The sequence below is a fragment of the Kribbella sp. NPDC026611 genome, assembly GCF_040638345.1.
Classification (GTDB): domain Bacteria; phylum Actinomycetota; class Actinomycetes; order Propionibacteriales; family Kribbellaceae; genus Kribbella.
The window spans coordinates 87,338-102,105 of sequence record NZ_JBEZYC010000008.1 but is presented as its reverse complement, the minus strand read 5'-3'; the positions used below and the strand labels follow the sequence as shown (position 1 = coordinate 102,105).

Here is a 14,768-nt window from a genome sequence, read left to right as displayed (position 1 = left end):
GGCTGCCTTACTTGCCCTGTCCGTCCTTGGTCGTCCTGTTCCGAGCGGCGGTCTGGCGGGCATAGGCCGCCACGGTCTTGTCCGGGGCGCCGTTTTTCGTCAACCGCGCCATCGTCGTTCGCTGCTCGTCGGTCAACTGGTCCTTGTAGGCACCGGTCGTGAACTTCGCGACAGACTCCGCAGCGTGCTGGGGATCACGGTGGTCCCGCAGCTGCTCGTCGTTCTCGCTGCTCTCTGATGACATCTGGTCATGTCTCCTTCGCCCGAAGTTAACCCCCAGATCTCGATCGTCCTCCTGCCAAGGGTCACCGCCCTCAGCTTGGGTGTTGTCTGGGGGTGGGTCGAGAATGGGGTGTGCGTTCACGGGTGGTGCTGCTTGCGGGTCCGTCCGGGGCGGGGAAGTCGCGGCTGGCCGAGCAGGTCGGGTTGCCGGTCGTCCGGCTGGACGACTTCTACCGCGACGGGGACGACGACGCGATGCCGCGGTCGCCACTCGGCATCGTCGACTGGGACGATCCGCGCTCCTGGGACGGCGACCGCGCCGTCGCCGCACTCGAGCAACTGTGTACGACGGGAGCCGCGGAGCTCCCGATCTACGACATCGCGGCCGACGGCACGGTCGGTCACCGACCCGTTACCACCCAGGGCTCAGCACTCATCGTTGCCGAGGGCATCTTCGCCGACCGGATCACCGGCGCGCTCCGCGACCGCGGCCTGCTGGCGGCGGCGATCTGCGTCCGGCACCACCGGCTCGTCACCTTCTTCCGCCGGTTCCAGCGCGACCTGCGCGAGCACCGCAAACCCCCGTTCACCCTGCTCCGTCGTGGATTACTGCTGCTGCGGGACGACCCGCAGGTGGTGCGCCGCTGCATCGAAGCCGGCTGCGAGCCCCTGCACCCGAAGGCCGCAAGACGCCGGATCGAGACTCTTCTCACCCGGACGGCATCTCAGTAAGACAAGGTTGTTCGCCTGAAGTTCACCAAGTTCTGATGACATCAGCTTGGAACTGTCAGTGCTCGGGGGCGAGTAGCAGGACGGAGAGTACGGTGAGGCGGACTGCGCCAGGCGTTGCCGCCGTGGTCAGCGTGGTATTGCTCGGAGTGACCGCCTGCGGGAACGACGCCGGGGCATCGGGCGGCACCTTGCAGGCCCCGGCCGCGAAGAACTCGGCCCTCTCGGGCCCGGCCGACCAGGCCCCGAAGAGCGCGCTCGGTGCACTGGTCGCCCTGCCGCGGGGGTACGTCGCCGACCCGCGGAACGCCACCGGTGCGTTCACCGCCACCTCTTTCCTGAACAGCTGGTCTGCCGATCCCGCGCTCGACCGCGCCCTGCTACTGAACGCGAGCTTCGTCGAGGGGTACCGGGCGACCCGGGTCAGCCCCGACCAGAAGAAGCACTTCACGATCCAGCTCTTCAAGGCCGGCACCCCGGCGAAGGCGAAGGTCCTGCAGAAGGGGTTCTGGAGCCAGGACACCCACGAGCACTCGTTCGATGTACCCGACGCGCTGAGCGACGCCCGCGTCGAGTTCGACGGTGGCACCCAGCAGAGCGTCGCGGTCGCCGAGTCCAGCTTCGTCGTCGGCAGCCTCGTCGCCGAGCTCTCGGTCCGCGAGTTGGGCGCGGTAGGCAGCAACCTCACGCCCGACACCGGGCTGATCACCACCCTCACCAAGCAGCAACGCACCCGCCTCACAGCCACGTCCAGCTGAGCCCGGCGCAGACGCCGTACAGCTGATGCCGCGCGGCTACGCGGTGATGCGGTCGATGACCAGCGCACCTGGGGAGTAGGAGTCGGAGACCGCGACGGCGTCCTCCAGGGCCTCGAGCGCGCGGGAGATCCGGGTCGGGTCGTCGGTGTGCAGGGTGAGGAGCGGCGCGCCCTCCTCGACCTGGTCGCCGGGCTTCGCATGCAATTCGACGCCTGCGACCGCGGACACCGGGTCTTCCTTGCGTGCCCGCCCGGCCCCGAGTCGCCACGCCGCGACGCCGACCGCGAGTGCGTCCAGCTTGGACAGGACTCCGGACGCGGGAGCGGGTACGACGTGCTGCTCGGGGGCGACCGGGAGCTCGGCGGAGGGATCGCCGCCCTGGGCCGCGATCATGGCCCGCCAGACGTCCATCGCCGTACCGTCGCGGAGCTTCTCCGCCGGGTCGATGTCCGTCACGCCGGCTGCGGCGAGCATCTCGGTGGCGAGGGCAAGCGTCAACTCGACCACATCGGCCGGACCGCCGCCGGCCAGCACCTCGACCGACTCGCGGACCTCGAGTGCGTTGCCCGCGGTCAGTCCGAGCGGGACCGACATGTCGGTGAGCAGGGCAACGGTCTTCACACCGGCATCGGTGCCGAGTGCAACCATCGTCTCGGCCAGCTCGCGGGCGTCGGCGAGGTCCTTCATGAACGCGCCGGACCCGACCTTGACGTCCAGCACCAGCGCGCCGGTGCCCTCGGCGATCTTCTTGCTCATGATCGAGCTGGCGATCAGCGGGATCGCCTCGACGGTTCCGGTCACGTCGCGCAGCGCGTAGAGCTTCTTGTCGGCCGGCGCGAGACCGTCACCGGCCGCGCAGATCACCGCGCCGACGTCCTCCAACTGGTGCATCAGCTCGTCGTTGGTGAGCGCCGCGCGCCAGCCCGGGATCGACTCGAGCTTGTCCAGCGTGCCGCCGGTGTGGCCGAGACCCCGGCCGGACAGCTGCGGTACGGCGACCCCGCAGGCCGCCACCAAAGGTGCCAGCGGCAACGTGATCTTGTCGCCGACGCCGCCGGTCGAGTGCTTGTCCGCGGTCGGCCGGGACAGCTTGTGGAAGTCCATCCGCTCGCCGGACGCGATCATCGCGGCAGTCCAGCGGGCGATCTCGCGGCGGTTCATCCCGTTCAGCAGGATCGCCATCGCCAGCGACGACATCTGCTCGTCGGCGACCGCACCGTTGGTGTAGGCGTCGATCACCCAGTCGATCTGACCGTCGGTCAATTCACCCCGGTCGCGCTTGGTCCGGATCACGTCCACCGCGTCGTAGCTCATTACTCCTCCAGAAACTCGGGCCCGAACGCGTCAGGCAGCAACTCCCGCAGCGGGCGGATCCCGGTCGTCGTCTCGACCAGCAGCCCCGGGCCGCCGTTCTCGTGCAACAACTGCCGGCACCGCCCGCACGGAGTCAGCAGGTGCTCGTGCCGATCCACACAGGTGAACGCCACCAGCCGCCCGCCCCCGGTCCGGTGCAACTCCGACACCAGCCCACACTCGGCGCACAGCGTCAGCCCGTACGACGCGTTCTCCACGTTGCACCCGGCAACAACCCGCCCATCCTCGACCAGCGCCGCCGCCCCCACCGGAAACCCGGAGTACGGCGCGTAGGCCCGGTGCATGACCTCGACGGCCAGCGCCCGGAGCGCCGGCCAGTCGATCTCATTCGGTGACGTAGGGCTCACCGTCGGCCTTTGGGGCTCTGACTCGGCCTACCAGGCCGGCGACCGCGATGATCGTGGCGAGGTAGGGGGCCATCAGCAGGAGTTCGCCGGGGATCGGGGTCTGGATGATCTGGAGCTGGGACTGAAGCTGCGTCGCGAAGCCGAAGAACAGTGCGGCGATGGTGGCGCCGATCGGGTGCCAGCGGCCCATGATCAGCGCGGCCAGGGCGATGAAGCCGTTGCCCGCGGTCATCTCCTTGGAGAAGGAGCCGGCGTACCCGACCGTGAAGAAGGCACCGCCGAGGCCGGCCAGGATGCCGGCGGCGAGGACCGCGGAGTACCGGATGCGCTTGACCCGGATGCCGACCGTGTCGGCCGCCTTCGGGTGCTCGCCGACCGCACGGATCCGCAGCCCCCAACGGGTCTGGAACAGCACGAACGTGACCACCGCGACTGCGAGGTACGTCAGGTACACGAGCGCGGTCTGCTTGAACAGGATCGGCCCGATGAACGGGATGTCGCCCAGGCCAGGGATCTTCACCGCGGACAACACGGCCGGCGTGTTCAGCTTCGCCGCGTTGTCCTGCAGGAACTGGTCGAACAAGAACCCGGTGATACCTGTCGCGAACACCACCAGCACCACGCCGAGCACGACCTGGTTCACCAGGTACTTGATCGAGAACACCGCCAGCAGCGCCGCCATCAGCACCCCGGTCGCGGCGGCCGCGACCAGCGCCGCCGCCGAGCTGTGCGTCAGGCTCGACACCAGCGCCGCGGTGAACGCGCCGACCAGGAACTGCCCCTCGATCGCGATGTTGATGACACCGGCCCGCTCACACATCACGCCGGCGAGCGCGCCGAGAATCAGCGGGGTCGCGAAGTTCAGCGTCCCCTGGAACTGGTTCGCCAGCGGGAACGTCTTGCCCGCCGACGCCCAGCACAGGAACGCCCCGATGAAGCAGATGCCGAGTACTGCGGCCAGCCAGCCGGCGTACCGCTGCGGCACCCGGCGCAGGACGTACGCGACCGCGGCCCCGACGCCCAGGATCGCCAGGATCAGCGCGACCGGCTGTGCGGGCAGACCGAGCAGGTTGTGCTCGAAGTCGCCCGACACCAACTGGAACGTCGCCTTGCCGCCCTTGGTGAAGAGTGCCAGCGCGAGCCCGATCAGCGCGAACACCAGCATCAGGCCGCCGACGCGCAACCGCCGCGTCCGGTCCGCCGGTCCCTCGATCGGCCGTTCCCGCGCTGGCGCCGCCGGAACAGCGTCCGGAGTCGTCTCGGTCATCCGTTCCAACCCTTCGCGAGGACGGTCCCTGCGCCGCGTTCCTTCGGCAGGAACCGGAAGATCGAGCGCACCAGCGCCGGCGCCGCGACGAACAGCACGATGACGGCCTGCAGGACCGTGGTCAGCGTCAGCGGGGTCTGCGTGATCAGCTGCATCTGCAGACCACCCGCGTTCAGCGCACCGAAGAGCAGACCGGCCAGCACGGTGCCGAGCGGCGTACCGCGGCCGAGCAGCGCGACCGTGATCGCGTCGAAGCCGACCGAGGCCGCAACTCCGTCGGTCAACGGCAGGTCAGTGCCAAGCACCTGCTGAGCCCCGGCCAGACCGGCCAGCGCACCGGCGACGACCATCGCGATGATGTACGCGCGACCGACCGACATGCCCGCGGTCCGCGAGGCATCGGCGTTAGCGCCGACGGCTCGCAGCTCGAAGCCGATCGTCGACCGGTTCAGCAGCCACCACACGAATATCGCTGCCAGCAGCGCCAGCAGGAACCCGAGGTGCAGCCGCGTGCTCCCGAACTGCGGGAACTGCGCGTTGCTGTCCACGATCGGGGAGATCGGGTCGGTCCGCCCCGGCCGTTGGAACGTCTTCGTCGTCAGCAACCACTGCAGCAGGTAGATCGCGACGTAGTTCAGCATGATCGTCACGATCACCTCGTGCGCACCGGTGCGGGCCTTGAGCGCACCCACGACCCCGCCCCACAGCGCACCGCCGATCAGGCCGGCGATCACGGCAAGCACGAGGTGCAGCACCACCGGCAGGTGCCACGCGAAACCGACGTACCCGGCCAGGATCGCGCCGACGATCAGCTGGCCCTGCGCACCGATGTTGAACAGCCCGGTGCGGAACGCCAGCGAGACCGCCAGGCCGCCGCAGATCAGCGGTGTTGCCTGGGTCAACGACTCGCTGATCGCGTTGATCCCGCCGAACGCGCCGGACGCGAGCGCCTTGTAGGCCTCGCCGACCGCGGTGGCGGCGGCGGAGAAGGTGTCTCCCGGCGCGGCACCGAAGTACTTGATCGTGGCCTGCACCTGGTCGTCGCCGACGATGATCAGGATCGCCCCGACCACCAGCGCCAGCACGAGCGCGCTCAGCGAGACCAGGCCCTGGACCGCCCACGACGGCAGGCCGGACCGCTGCGGCTCCCGCGCCGGCGCCTTCGCCGGTTCCGCCGCCGGCGCGGTCTCTGTCTCTGTGCTCATCTAGATGGTTCCCAACGTGGTCGGGTTGTCGATCGCCACTTCGTGCGCCTCGGTCTTCGAGGCGCCGGCCATCATCAGGCCCAGCTCGTCGCGCGGGGTGTCGGACGGCACCACGCCGACCACCTTGCCGCGGTACATCACCGCGACCCGGTCGGACAGCGCGGCGATCTCGTCCAGCTCGGTCGAGACGATGAGTACGGCGGTGCCGTTGTCGCGCTCGCGCACGATCCGCTGGTGCAGGAACTCGATCGAGCCGACGTCCACACCGCGGGTCGGCTGCGACGCGACCAGCAGCTTCAGCGGCCGGGACAGCTCGCGGGCGAGCACGACCTTCTGCTGGTTGCCGCCGGACAGCGACGACACGGTCAGGTCGATGCTCTGGGTGCGGATGTCGAACTCGTCCACCCGCGCGGTCGCGTTCTTCTCGATCTCGTCGGTCCGCAGCGCCAGCCCGTTCCCGAACGGCGCCTGCCGGAACAGGTCGAGGACGAGGTTCTCGGCCACGGTGAACGAGCCGACGAAACCGTCGTGCGCGCGGTCCTCGGGCACGTACCCGATACCGGCGTCCAGCCGGTGCCGGGTCGATTTGCCGGTCAGGTCCTGGCCGTCCAGCGTGATCGTGCCGGCCGCGATCGGGGTCAGCCCGAGCAGCGCCTCGGCGAGCTCGGTCTGGCCGTTGCCCTGGACCCCGGCCACCGCGAGGATCTCCCCGGCGCGGACCTCGAGGTCGACGTCGTCGACGGCGGTGAACCCGCGCTCGTCGATCACGGTCAGCCCGGTCACCCGCAGTACGGCGTCCTTCGGCTGAGCCGGCTCCTTGTCGACCACCAGGTCGACCGCACGGCCGACCATGAGTTCGGCCAGCTCCTCCTCGGACGCGGACGGCTCGGCCTGGCCGACCACCTTGCCGCGGCGGATCACGGTGATCTTGTCCGCGATCGCCTTGACCTCTTTGAGCTTGTGGGTGATGAAGACGATCGAGGTGCCGTTCTCCTTGAGCTGGCGCATCACCGCGATCAGCTCGTCGATCTCGGCCGGGGTGAGCACCGCGGTCGGCTCGTCCAGGATCAGCACCCGGGCGTCGTTGGTGAGCGCCTTGATGATCTCGACCCGCTGCTGGACGCCGACCGGGATGTCCTCGACCAGCGCCTCGGGGTCGACCTCGAACCCGTACCGGTCGGACAGCTCGGTGACGAGCGCGTGCGCCTTCTTGCGGTCCAGGATGCCGCCGGGGTGGGTGTTCTCCCGGCCGAGCATGATGTTCTCGGCGACGGTGAAGACCGGGACCAGCATGAAGTGCTGGTGCACCATCCCGATGCCCTGCTTGATCGCGTCGCTCGGCGAGCTGATCCGGACCTTCTCGCCGTCGATCACGATCTCGCCGGAGTCCGGTTGCAGCAGCCCGTAGAGCATGTTCATCAACGTGCTCTTGCCGGCGCCGTTCTCGCCGAGCAGGCAGTGGATCTCGCCCGGCTCGATGACCAGGTCGATGTGGTCGTTGGCGACCAGCGAGCCGAAGCTCTTGGTCAGCCCGGAGAGCTCGAGGTGCATGCGGGCAGCCCCTTCCCGTTCGGACGGTCCGTCCGTTCAGACGGAGAGCCAGGAAGCGACCTCGTGGGTCACTTCCTGGCTCGCACCGTACTACCTAGGTGGTACGCGGTGAATCAGGACGCCGTCTTCGGCTGCGCCTTGGAGGCGACGGTGATCTTGCCGTCGATGATGTCCTTCTTCAGCTGGTCGATCTCGGACTTCAGGTCACCCGGGATCTTGCCGTCGAACTCGTGGTACGGCGCCAGGCCGGTGCCGTTGTTCTGCAGCGTCCCGACGTACGGCGCCGGGTCGAACTTGTTGTCCACGGCCGCGGTGATGACGTCCTCGACAGCGACGTCCATGCCCTTGAACACGCTGGTCAGGAGCACGCTGCAGTACTCCGCGGCGCTCTCGCAGCCGTCGGTGTCGACCCAGATCGCGTTCACCTTGCCGCCGCTGGTCTTCGCGGCCTGCAGCGCGCCGAGGCCGGACGGGCCGGCCACCGGGAACAGGATGTCCGCGCCCTGGGTGACCAGGTTCTGCGCGGTGGTCTGGCCCTTGGCCTTGTCCTCGAAGCCGCCCGCGAACAGGCCCTTCTGGGTCGCCTCGTCCCAGCCGAGGACCTGGACGTTCTTGCCCTTGACCTCGTTGTAGTGCTTCACGCCCTCGGCGAAGCCGTCCATGAAGATGGTCACGGTCGGGATCTGGATGCCGCCGAACGTGCCGACCTTGCCGGACTTCGTCATCCCGGCGGCGAGGTAGCCGGCCAGGTAGCTGGACTGCGCGGTGTTGAAGGCCAGCGGCTTGACGTTGGTGGCCTTCGGCAGCGTGGTCAGGTCACCCGGGTCGACCAGCGCGAACTTGATCCCAGCGTTGGCCTGCGCGGCCTTGTAGGTGGAGTCGTTCAGCTTGAAGCCGACCCCGACGATGATGTTGCACTTCTGCGCGACCATCGCGGTCATGTTGGTCGGGTAGTCGTTGTCCGACTTCGACTCGACCTTGGCCTCGTTGATGTTGAGCTTCTTGACCGCGTCCGCCTGACCCTTGTACGAGGTCTGGTTGAACGACTTGTCGTCAAAACCTCCGGAGTCGGAGACCATGCAGGTCTTGAAATCCTTCTTCGCGGCGCCGGCGTTGCCGCTGTCGGCCGGCTTGCTGCCGCACGCGGAAACGGCGAGCGCGAGTACGCCTGCCACCGCCGCTCCCCGCAGGTACATCTTCACCGGAGGTCTCCTTCGTCCCGGAAATCTTGTCGCGACACGCCGGATTCCGGCGTACCGCATCCGCAGACTATAAGCGTCCGGCGGCGTTCACAGAACGGCACGACCAGCCCGATACCTGATAGTGATCAGGCACCCAGGACCGGGCACTGTCGGCGATGAACCGACCGCAGTGTGTGATTGGTCACTCTGCAGGTTGTTGCAGTAAGCAAGCAATTGATGATCACCCACGGTTAGCGTGAGGCGATCCGGGGCAATCGGCTCCGGCAGATCTCAGGGGGATCTCAGATGAGTTCACGTTTGTTCAAGGCCGGCGCCGCCGGGCTCACGGCCACCCTCGGCGTCGTCGGGCTGAGCATCGTCCAGGCGCCCGACGCGGCGGCCGCGACGAGCTGCCGGAGCGGCTCGAACTGGCAGGCCTGCAGCACGATCGACAAGCGCATCCCGGTCTCGTTCACGGCCGGCTACCGCGACTCGGTGCGCAACGACAAGAGCTACTCGATCACCGGGCAGTGCGAGGCGAGCACCAGCAAGACCGTCACCTGGGGCGTCAGCGTCAGCGTGAAGGAGCAGCTGAAGGCCGCGATCTTCGCCAGCATCGAGGCGTCGGTGACCGCGAACGTCGAGCTGTCGATGACCACCGGCTACGTCACCTCGGCGAACTTCACGGTCCGGGCGCACGACACCGTGTACTGCGACCGCGGTATCTACCAGGAGAACGTCAAGGGCCACAGCACGCTGTCGTACTACGGCGGCGGCGCCGGCACCATCCACCAGTCCTGGACCGCGCACGCCCCGAGCCGGGCGCAGTGGCGCATCTACTGATGCCGAAGGCAACTCTCGGCGCGGTGAGCGCGGCCCTGGCCGCGCTCACCCTGCTGCCCGCCTGCACTCCGGACAACACCCACGGCAGCACGCCGGAGGAGCAGTCCACTGGCCCGGAGGCTTCGTCCGCCCCGGAGAAGGCCGACGACATCTCGCTGGTGACCCTCCCGACGGACCAGGCGATGGTCACACGGAGTGGCAGCGGCTCGCTCACCCAACCGATCTCCGGCGCCTTCGGCCCCGACTACGTTCTGTATGCACGCTGCCGGGCCGGAAACGTCCGCGTGGAGATCGCCGGCAGCGACCCGTGGGACGTCGCGTGCGACGGCGTACCGTCGCGGATCAAGTTGCTGACCGACATCAAGAGGGTCTCGTTGCGGCTGACAACGACACCGAGCACCCGGTGGACGTTCATCGTGGCGAAGCAGAAGCAACCGGCCAAATAGCAGTTCCGGCGGCTGAATTCGGCGTTCCCGCGCTGTGCCACAATCTCGGGATGAGTCATCAGTTGCTGGTCGCGGACGTCCTGGCTCGGGTCGAGGCGGTGCGCGAGGAGATGGTCGAGGTACGCCGTGACCTGCACGCGCACCCCGAGCTCGGCTGGCACGAGGTCCGCACCACCGAACTGCTCGAGAAGAAGCTGATCGGGGCGGGCCTCTCGCCGCGGGTGCTGCCGACCGGGACCGGACTCATCTGTGACGTCGGCTCCGGTGACTCGTGCGTCGCGCTGCGGGCCGACATCGACGCGCTGCCGGTGCCGGACGGCGTCGCGGCGCCTTGGCGGTCGACGATCGATGGGGTCGCGCACGCTTGCGGTCACGACGTACACACGTCTGCGTTGCTCGGTGCGGCGTTGGTGCTGGCCGGGATGGCGCGTGACGGGCACCTGGATCGGCGGGTGCGGCTGATCTTCCAGCCGGCCGAGGAAGTGATGCCGGGTGGTGCACTCGGTGTCATCGCGGCCGGCGGACTCGACGGGGTCCGCCGTATCTATGGTCTGCACTGCGATCCGCGGCTGCAGGTCGGGCAGGTCGGGCTGCGGGTCGGCGCGCTGACGGCTGCGGCCGACCGGATCCTGGTGCGGCTGAGCGGTCCGGGCGGGCACACGTCGCGGCCGCACCTGACGGCCGACCTCGTCTACGCGCTCGCGACGCTGGTGACCGAGCTCCCGGCCGCGCTGTCCCGCCGGGTCGACCCGCGCGCGGGCATGTCCCTCGTCTGGGGCCGCATCACGTCCGGCTCCGCTGCCAACGCGATCCCGTCCCGCGGCGAGGCCGAAGGCACCCTCCGCTGCCTGGACGTGAACGCGTGGCGCCTGGCGGAGGACCTGATCCCGTCGCTAGCTTCGCAACTGGTCCGCCCGTACGGCGGCGTGGAGGTCGACGTCGAGGTCACGCACGGCGTACCCCCGGTCATGAATGACCCGACGGCCATCGACGTACTCCGCAACGCCGTCCACCAGACGCTGGGCTCCAGCGCCCTCGCCCCCACCGACCAGAGCCTCGGCGGCGAGGACTTCGCCTGGTACATGGAACACGTCCCCGGCGCCATGGCCCGCCTCGGCGTCCGTCCCCCCACCCTCGACACCACCGGCGACCTCCACACCCCCACCTTCGACCCCTCCGAAGAAGCCATCACCCTAGGCACCACAGTCCTAACCTCCACCGCCCTCCTCGACTAACGGGAACATCGCCAAGGACACCCCGCGAAAGGACACCGCTTCGCGGCGGCTGCCTATCGGCCGCCTCCGGCGGCGCGCGCACCCCGCCCCACCCGGACACGCCCCGGCGCAGGCAATCCACTTCGAACCCGGCGCGCTGGAATGCCCTGAGCTCAACCAGGAGAGATACGAGTGGAGCAAGAGCAGGTAAGTCGTCGTACCCATGAGCGCAGGTTGCAGGTCATGAATCGATTCCTGGCGACCTACGAGGCCAAGCGCGGCAAGGTGACCGACAAACAGATCACAGCAGCCGTGCGGGACATGCGAGCTGGTGCGATCGTCTTTCGTCCGAGCAGGCCGGGGCCGCTGGATACCCAGAACGTGTCGGCGGGGACGTAGACGCCCCAGACTTCTCAGAGGGTGTTGCAGACTTCGCCTACTGTGGCTTGGGCTTTAGGGCCTTCACGGGGTAGAGGCAGAGTTGGCCAGGCGGGCTACCTGTTGGGACTCGCTGGCGAATATCTCGGTAATCCTCGGTTCTGTACGACCTGACAGGTACCCGGCTAGTGCGTTCGCTGAGGGAGCGAGCGCCAATCACGGTCAGTAGGCGATCGTGCCTGAGCCAGTGACACAACGCCCACCCGCGCCTATCTTGCGAGGGATGGTGCCCGTGGGGGGCTCTGACGTGACGACGGCAGTGGGTGGTGGGCGGTGGAGTGGATTCTGCTTGTAGGAGGCGCCGTGCTCGGCGTGCTGGCGAATGAGGTGTGGCGTTGGTTTGCGATGCGCCGCGGTCAACGAGTGCGGGCGCAGCGCTACCGCGAGCTGAACGTCGGGGCCAAGTCAATCGAGGCCATGCACAGCACGATTGTGCTGATTCAGGCTGGATGGGATCCAGACGGGTTCTTCCGACCAGGCTCAGTCACAGTACGCCTCGAAGGCACGTACCAGACGCCGGAAGCGGTGCGGGGGATCCGTGAAGCTCACTCCGGCGAATGGCTGGAGGCCGGCCATACCAACGGTCGTCAGATCGGGCTCTCGTCGTACATGATCAAAAGAACCTCCGACGACCCTGAACAGGAGCGCCGTGGGCTGGCCATCACCTCACCCTGAAGGCACATGAGTTCGACTACTTCGACTTTCTGGCATCGCATCGCGTTCTGCTGCACGGTACCGGCGCCGAACGCCAGTTGCTGGCCAAGCTTGCCTCGGCTGCGTCGGCCGAGAGCCCAGCTCCTGGGCTACCGACGCCATGCAGTGTCGGTCTGTCGCTGATCGCCGAAGGAGGCCGGACGATCGTTCTCAGCCGAAGGGCAGGTAGGACCTCGCCGGCAGGCTCGTGGCGGCACGGACAGGTGTTCAACGCGGTCGGGGAAGGGATGGCTTCCCGGGACTTCGCCGCGGCCGGATACGATGCAACTTCCTGCGCACCTGACGTCACAGCCGCCCGCGGGGCTTACGAGGAGTTGGGCTTCCGCCCCGACGAGATGCAGTGGTCGACGATCCGATTGCACAGCTTCGCGTTCGCGACCGACATCCTGGACTTCAAGTTCTTCGGCTGTCTTGAGACGGAGCTATCTGTCGGAGAAATCCAGGGCAGGTGGGAGGTTGCCCCGGACCGCTCGGAGGCTCGTGAGCTTTTGTACTGGCCGATCGAGACTAGGCAACAATGCGTCGATCTCCTTCGCGAAATGGACAACGAAGCGGACACGTGGTCACCGGAGGCGCGGTTCTGCACCATTCGAACGCTGCTCTGCCTGCGCAAGCTGAGCATTCAGGATGTCGTTGCGGTGTCCAATCACGCTGGAGCAGCTACGCCTACCCGAAGCTGACTACGCTCGCCCATCACCACGACCGCCCCCTGCTGAAGGCAGCGGTGGAATAGCCGCCACGAAAGCGGCTTGCGTTCGCGGCGGCTATCGAATGCAGATCGCTCAGAAGGTGTCGGCGGGGACGTAGACGCCCCAGACTTCTCTGAGGGTGTTGCAGACTTCGCCTACTGTGGCTTGGGCTTTTAGGGCTTTTTTCATGGGGTAGAGGCAGTTGTCGGTGCCGGCGGCGGCGGATTTCAGGGCGGCTAGGGCCTGGTCTACGGCCTGTTGGTCTCTGGTGGCTCGGAGTTGGGTCAGGCGGGCTACCTGTTGGGACTCGATGGCTGGGTCTACTCGGAGGGGCTCGTAGGGCTCTTCCTCGGCGATCTTGAACTTGTTCATGCCTACGACTACGCGCTCGGCGGAGTCGATCTGCTGGGCGATCTGGTAGGCGGAGCGTTCGATCTCCTGCTTCTGGAAACCTTTTTCGATCGCTGCGACCGCGCCGCCGTACTCCTCGACCTGGGTCATCAGGGCTACTGCTTCGGACTCGACCTCGTCGGTGAGGGACTCGACCACGTAGGAGCCGGCGAACGGGTCGACAGTCGCGGTGATGTCTGTTTCGTAGGCGAGGACCTGCTGGGTGCGCAGCGCCAGGCGGGCCGCCTTCTCGGTGGGGAGCGCGATGGCCTCGTCGTACGAGTTCGTGTGCAGGGACTGCGTCCCGCCCAGGACCGCGGCCAGCCCCTGGATCGCGACCCGGACCAGGTTGACCTCGGGCTGCTGAGCCGTGAGCTGGACCCCGGCGGTCTGGGTGTGGAAGCGGAGCATCTGGGACTTCGGATTGCGAGCACCGAACTCGTCCCGCATCACCCGCGCCCAGATCCGCCGCGCCGCCCGGAACTTCGCCACCTCTTCGAGCAACGTCGTCCGCGCCACGAAGAAGAACGACAGCCGCGGTGCGAACTCGTCCACGTCCAGCCCGGACGCGATCGCCGCGCGGACGTACTCGATCCCGTCCGCCAGCGTGAACGCGATCTCCTGCGCGGGCGTCGCCCCGGCCTCGGCCATGTGGTAGCCGGAAATCGAGATCGTGTTCCAGCGCGGCAGCTCCGCCTTGCAGTACGCGAAGATGTCGCTGATCAGCCGCAGCGACTCCTTCGGCGGGTAGATGTACGTCCCGCGCGCGATGTACTCCTTCAGTACGTCGTTCTGGATCGTCCCGGTGAGCTTGTCCCCGGACACCCCCTGCTCCTCGGCGACCAGCTGGTACAGGAGCAGCAGCACCGACCCCGGCGCGTTGATCGTCATCGAGGTGGAGACCTGGTCCAGCGGGATCTTGTCGAACAGCACCCGCATGTCGTCGATCGAGTCGATCGCGACCCCGACCTTGCCGACCTCGCCGTGCGCGATCGGCGCGTCCGAGTCGTACCCCATCTGGGTCGGCAGGTCGAAGGCGACCGACAGCCCCATCGTCCCGTGGTCGATCAGCTGGTGGTACCGCTGGTTCGACTCGGCCGCGGTGCCGAACCCGGCGTACTGCCGCATCGTCCACGGCCGCTCGGTGTACATCGTCGGGTAGACCCCGCGCGTGTACGGGAACTGCCCCGGCTCGCCCAGCTTGGCCGCCGGGTCGAACCCGTCCAGCGGCTCGTAGACCGGCGCGAACTCGAACCCCGACTCGCTGCGATGACTCATCTCCCCACGGTATTCCGAACCACCGCCCGACTGGTATGACGTCCAGCACGCCCAGCCCGAGCTGTTGACTCGTGACCTGGCTCACAGAAGGCTGCTGCCAGCGTATGCAGCGTGGACCGGGG

16 protein-coding genes are annotated in these 14,768 nt (G+C 67.8%); 8 read left to right on the top strand and 8 right to left on the bottom strand.

Features of this window, described 5'->3' with window-relative positions; genetic code table 11:
• Positions 1 to 7: 7 nt before the first annotated feature.
• Positions 8 to 244 carry a hypothetical protein gene (locus AB0E69_RS29835; RefSeq protein WP_360153388.1) on the bottom strand — a complete coding sequence of 79 codons (237 nt, stop codon included), beginning with the start codon at positions 242 to 244 and terminating at the stop codon, positions 8 to 10.
• A gap of 110 nt (positions 245 to 354) precedes the next feature.
• Between AB0E69_RS29835 and AB0E69_RS29830 the strand changes: the two genes are divergently transcribed.
• Positions 355 to 954, top strand: a complete 600-nt coding sequence (locus AB0E69_RS29830; RefSeq protein ID WP_360153385.1) for an ATP-binding protein — start codon at positions 355 to 357, stop codon at positions 952 to 954.
• 92 nt (positions 955 to 1,046) lie between these two features.
• The gene (locus AB0E69_RS29825; protein ID WP_360153382.1) at positions 1,047 to 1,709 is read left to right on the top strand and encodes a hypothetical protein; all 663 of its coding nucleotides are present in this window, start codon (positions 1,047 to 1,049) and stop codon (positions 1,707 to 1,709) included.
• 36 nt (positions 1,710 to 1,745) lie between these two features.
• Here the strand turns inward: AB0E69_RS29825 and AB0E69_RS29820 are convergent, their stop codons facing one another.
• The 6 genes from AB0E69_RS29820 to AB0E69_RS29795 all read right to left on the bottom strand — a co-directional run bounded on the left by AB0E69_RS29820 (position 1,746) and on the right by AB0E69_RS29795 (position 8,649).
• Positions 1,746 to 3,023 carry a thymidine phosphorylase gene (locus AB0E69_RS29820; RefSeq protein WP_360153380.1) on the bottom strand — a complete coding sequence of 426 codons (1,278 nt, stop codon included), beginning with the start codon at positions 3,021 to 3,023 and terminating at the stop codon, positions 1,746 to 1,748.
• Entirely contained in the window at positions 3,023 to 3,430 is a 408-nt protein-coding gene (locus AB0E69_RS29815; RefSeq protein WP_360153377.1) for a cytidine deaminase, read from the bottom strand. The genes AB0E69_RS29820 and AB0E69_RS29815 overlap by 1 nt, the downstream gene beginning before the upstream one ends.
• The gene (locus tag AB0E69_RS29810; RefSeq protein WP_360153374.1) at positions 3,408 to 4,697 is read right to left on the bottom strand and encodes an ABC transporter permease; all 1,290 of its coding nucleotides are present in this window, start codon (positions 4,695 to 4,697) and stop codon (positions 3,408 to 3,410) included. Before AB0E69_RS29810 ends, AB0E69_RS29815 begins: the two co-directional genes overlap by 23 nt.
• The gene (locus AB0E69_RS29805) at positions 4,694 to 5,902 is read right to left on the bottom strand and encodes an ABC transporter permease (RefSeq protein ID WP_360153371.1); all 1,209 of its coding nucleotides are present in this window, start codon (positions 5,900 to 5,902) and stop codon (positions 4,694 to 4,696) included. The genes AB0E69_RS29810 and AB0E69_RS29805 overlap by 4 nt, the downstream gene beginning before the upstream one ends.
• Entirely contained in the window at positions 5,903 to 7,453 is a 1,551-nt protein-coding gene (locus tag AB0E69_RS29800; protein ID WP_360153368.1) for an ABC transporter ATP-binding protein, read from the bottom strand. It lies immediately after the preceding gene.
• Positions 7,454 to 7,566: 113 nt separating this feature from the next.
• Positions 7,567 to 8,649 carry a BMP family ABC transporter substrate-binding protein gene (locus AB0E69_RS29795; protein WP_360154184.1) on the bottom strand — a complete coding sequence of 361 codons (1,083 nt, stop codon included), beginning with the start codon at positions 8,647 to 8,649 and terminating at the stop codon, positions 7,567 to 7,569.
• A gap of 291 nt (positions 8,650 to 8,940) precedes the next feature.
• Here AB0E69_RS29795 and AB0E69_RS29790 point away from each other — a divergent pair, with 291 nt between their 5' ends.
• From AB0E69_RS29790 to AB0E69_RS29765, 6 genes are all read left to right on the top strand, one after another.
• Positions 8,941 to 9,477, top strand: coding sequence for a hypothetical protein (locus AB0E69_RS29790; RefSeq protein WP_360153365.1), 537 nt, complete (start codon positions 8,941 to 8,943; stop codon positions 9,475 to 9,477).
• Positions 9,477 to 9,923, top strand: a complete 447-nt coding sequence (locus AB0E69_RS29785) for a hypothetical protein (RefSeq protein ID WP_360153362.1) — start codon at positions 9,477 to 9,479, stop codon at positions 9,921 to 9,923. Before AB0E69_RS29790 ends, AB0E69_RS29785 begins: the two co-directional genes overlap by 1 nt.
• A gap of 50 nt (positions 9,924 to 9,973) precedes the next feature.
• The gene (locus AB0E69_RS29780) at positions 9,974 to 11,158 is read left to right on the top strand and encodes an amidohydrolase (RefSeq protein WP_360153359.1); all 1,185 of its coding nucleotides are present in this window, start codon (positions 9,974 to 9,976) and stop codon (positions 11,156 to 11,158) included.
• A gap of 222 nt (positions 11,159 to 11,380) precedes the next feature.
• Complete coding sequence (locus tag AB0E69_RS29775; RefSeq protein WP_360153356.1) at positions 11,381 to 11,536, top strand: hypothetical protein; 156 nt, start codon at positions 11,381 to 11,383, stop codon at positions 11,534 to 11,536.
• Positions 11,537 to 11,878: 342 nt separating this feature from the next.
• Positions 11,879 to 12,250: a hypothetical protein gene (locus tag AB0E69_RS29770; RefSeq protein WP_360153353.1), complete on the top strand. Its 372-nt coding sequence runs from the start codon at positions 11,879 to 11,881 to the stop codon at positions 12,248 to 12,250.
• 242 nt (positions 12,251 to 12,492) lie between these two features.
• The gene (locus AB0E69_RS29765; RefSeq protein WP_360153350.1) at positions 12,493 to 12,969 is read left to right on the top strand and encodes a hypothetical protein; all 477 of its coding nucleotides are present in this window, start codon (positions 12,493 to 12,495) and stop codon (positions 12,967 to 12,969) included.
• 102 nt (positions 12,970 to 13,071) lie between these two features.
• Here the strand turns inward: AB0E69_RS29765 and AB0E69_RS29760 are convergent, their stop codons facing one another.
• Positions 13,072 to 14,646 carry a methylmalonyl-CoA mutase family protein gene (locus AB0E69_RS29760; RefSeq protein WP_360153347.1) on the bottom strand — a complete coding sequence of 525 codons (1,575 nt, stop codon included), beginning with the start codon at positions 14,644 to 14,646 and terminating at the stop codon, positions 13,072 to 13,074.
• Between the last annotated feature and the right edge of the window lie 122 nt (positions 14,647 to 14,768).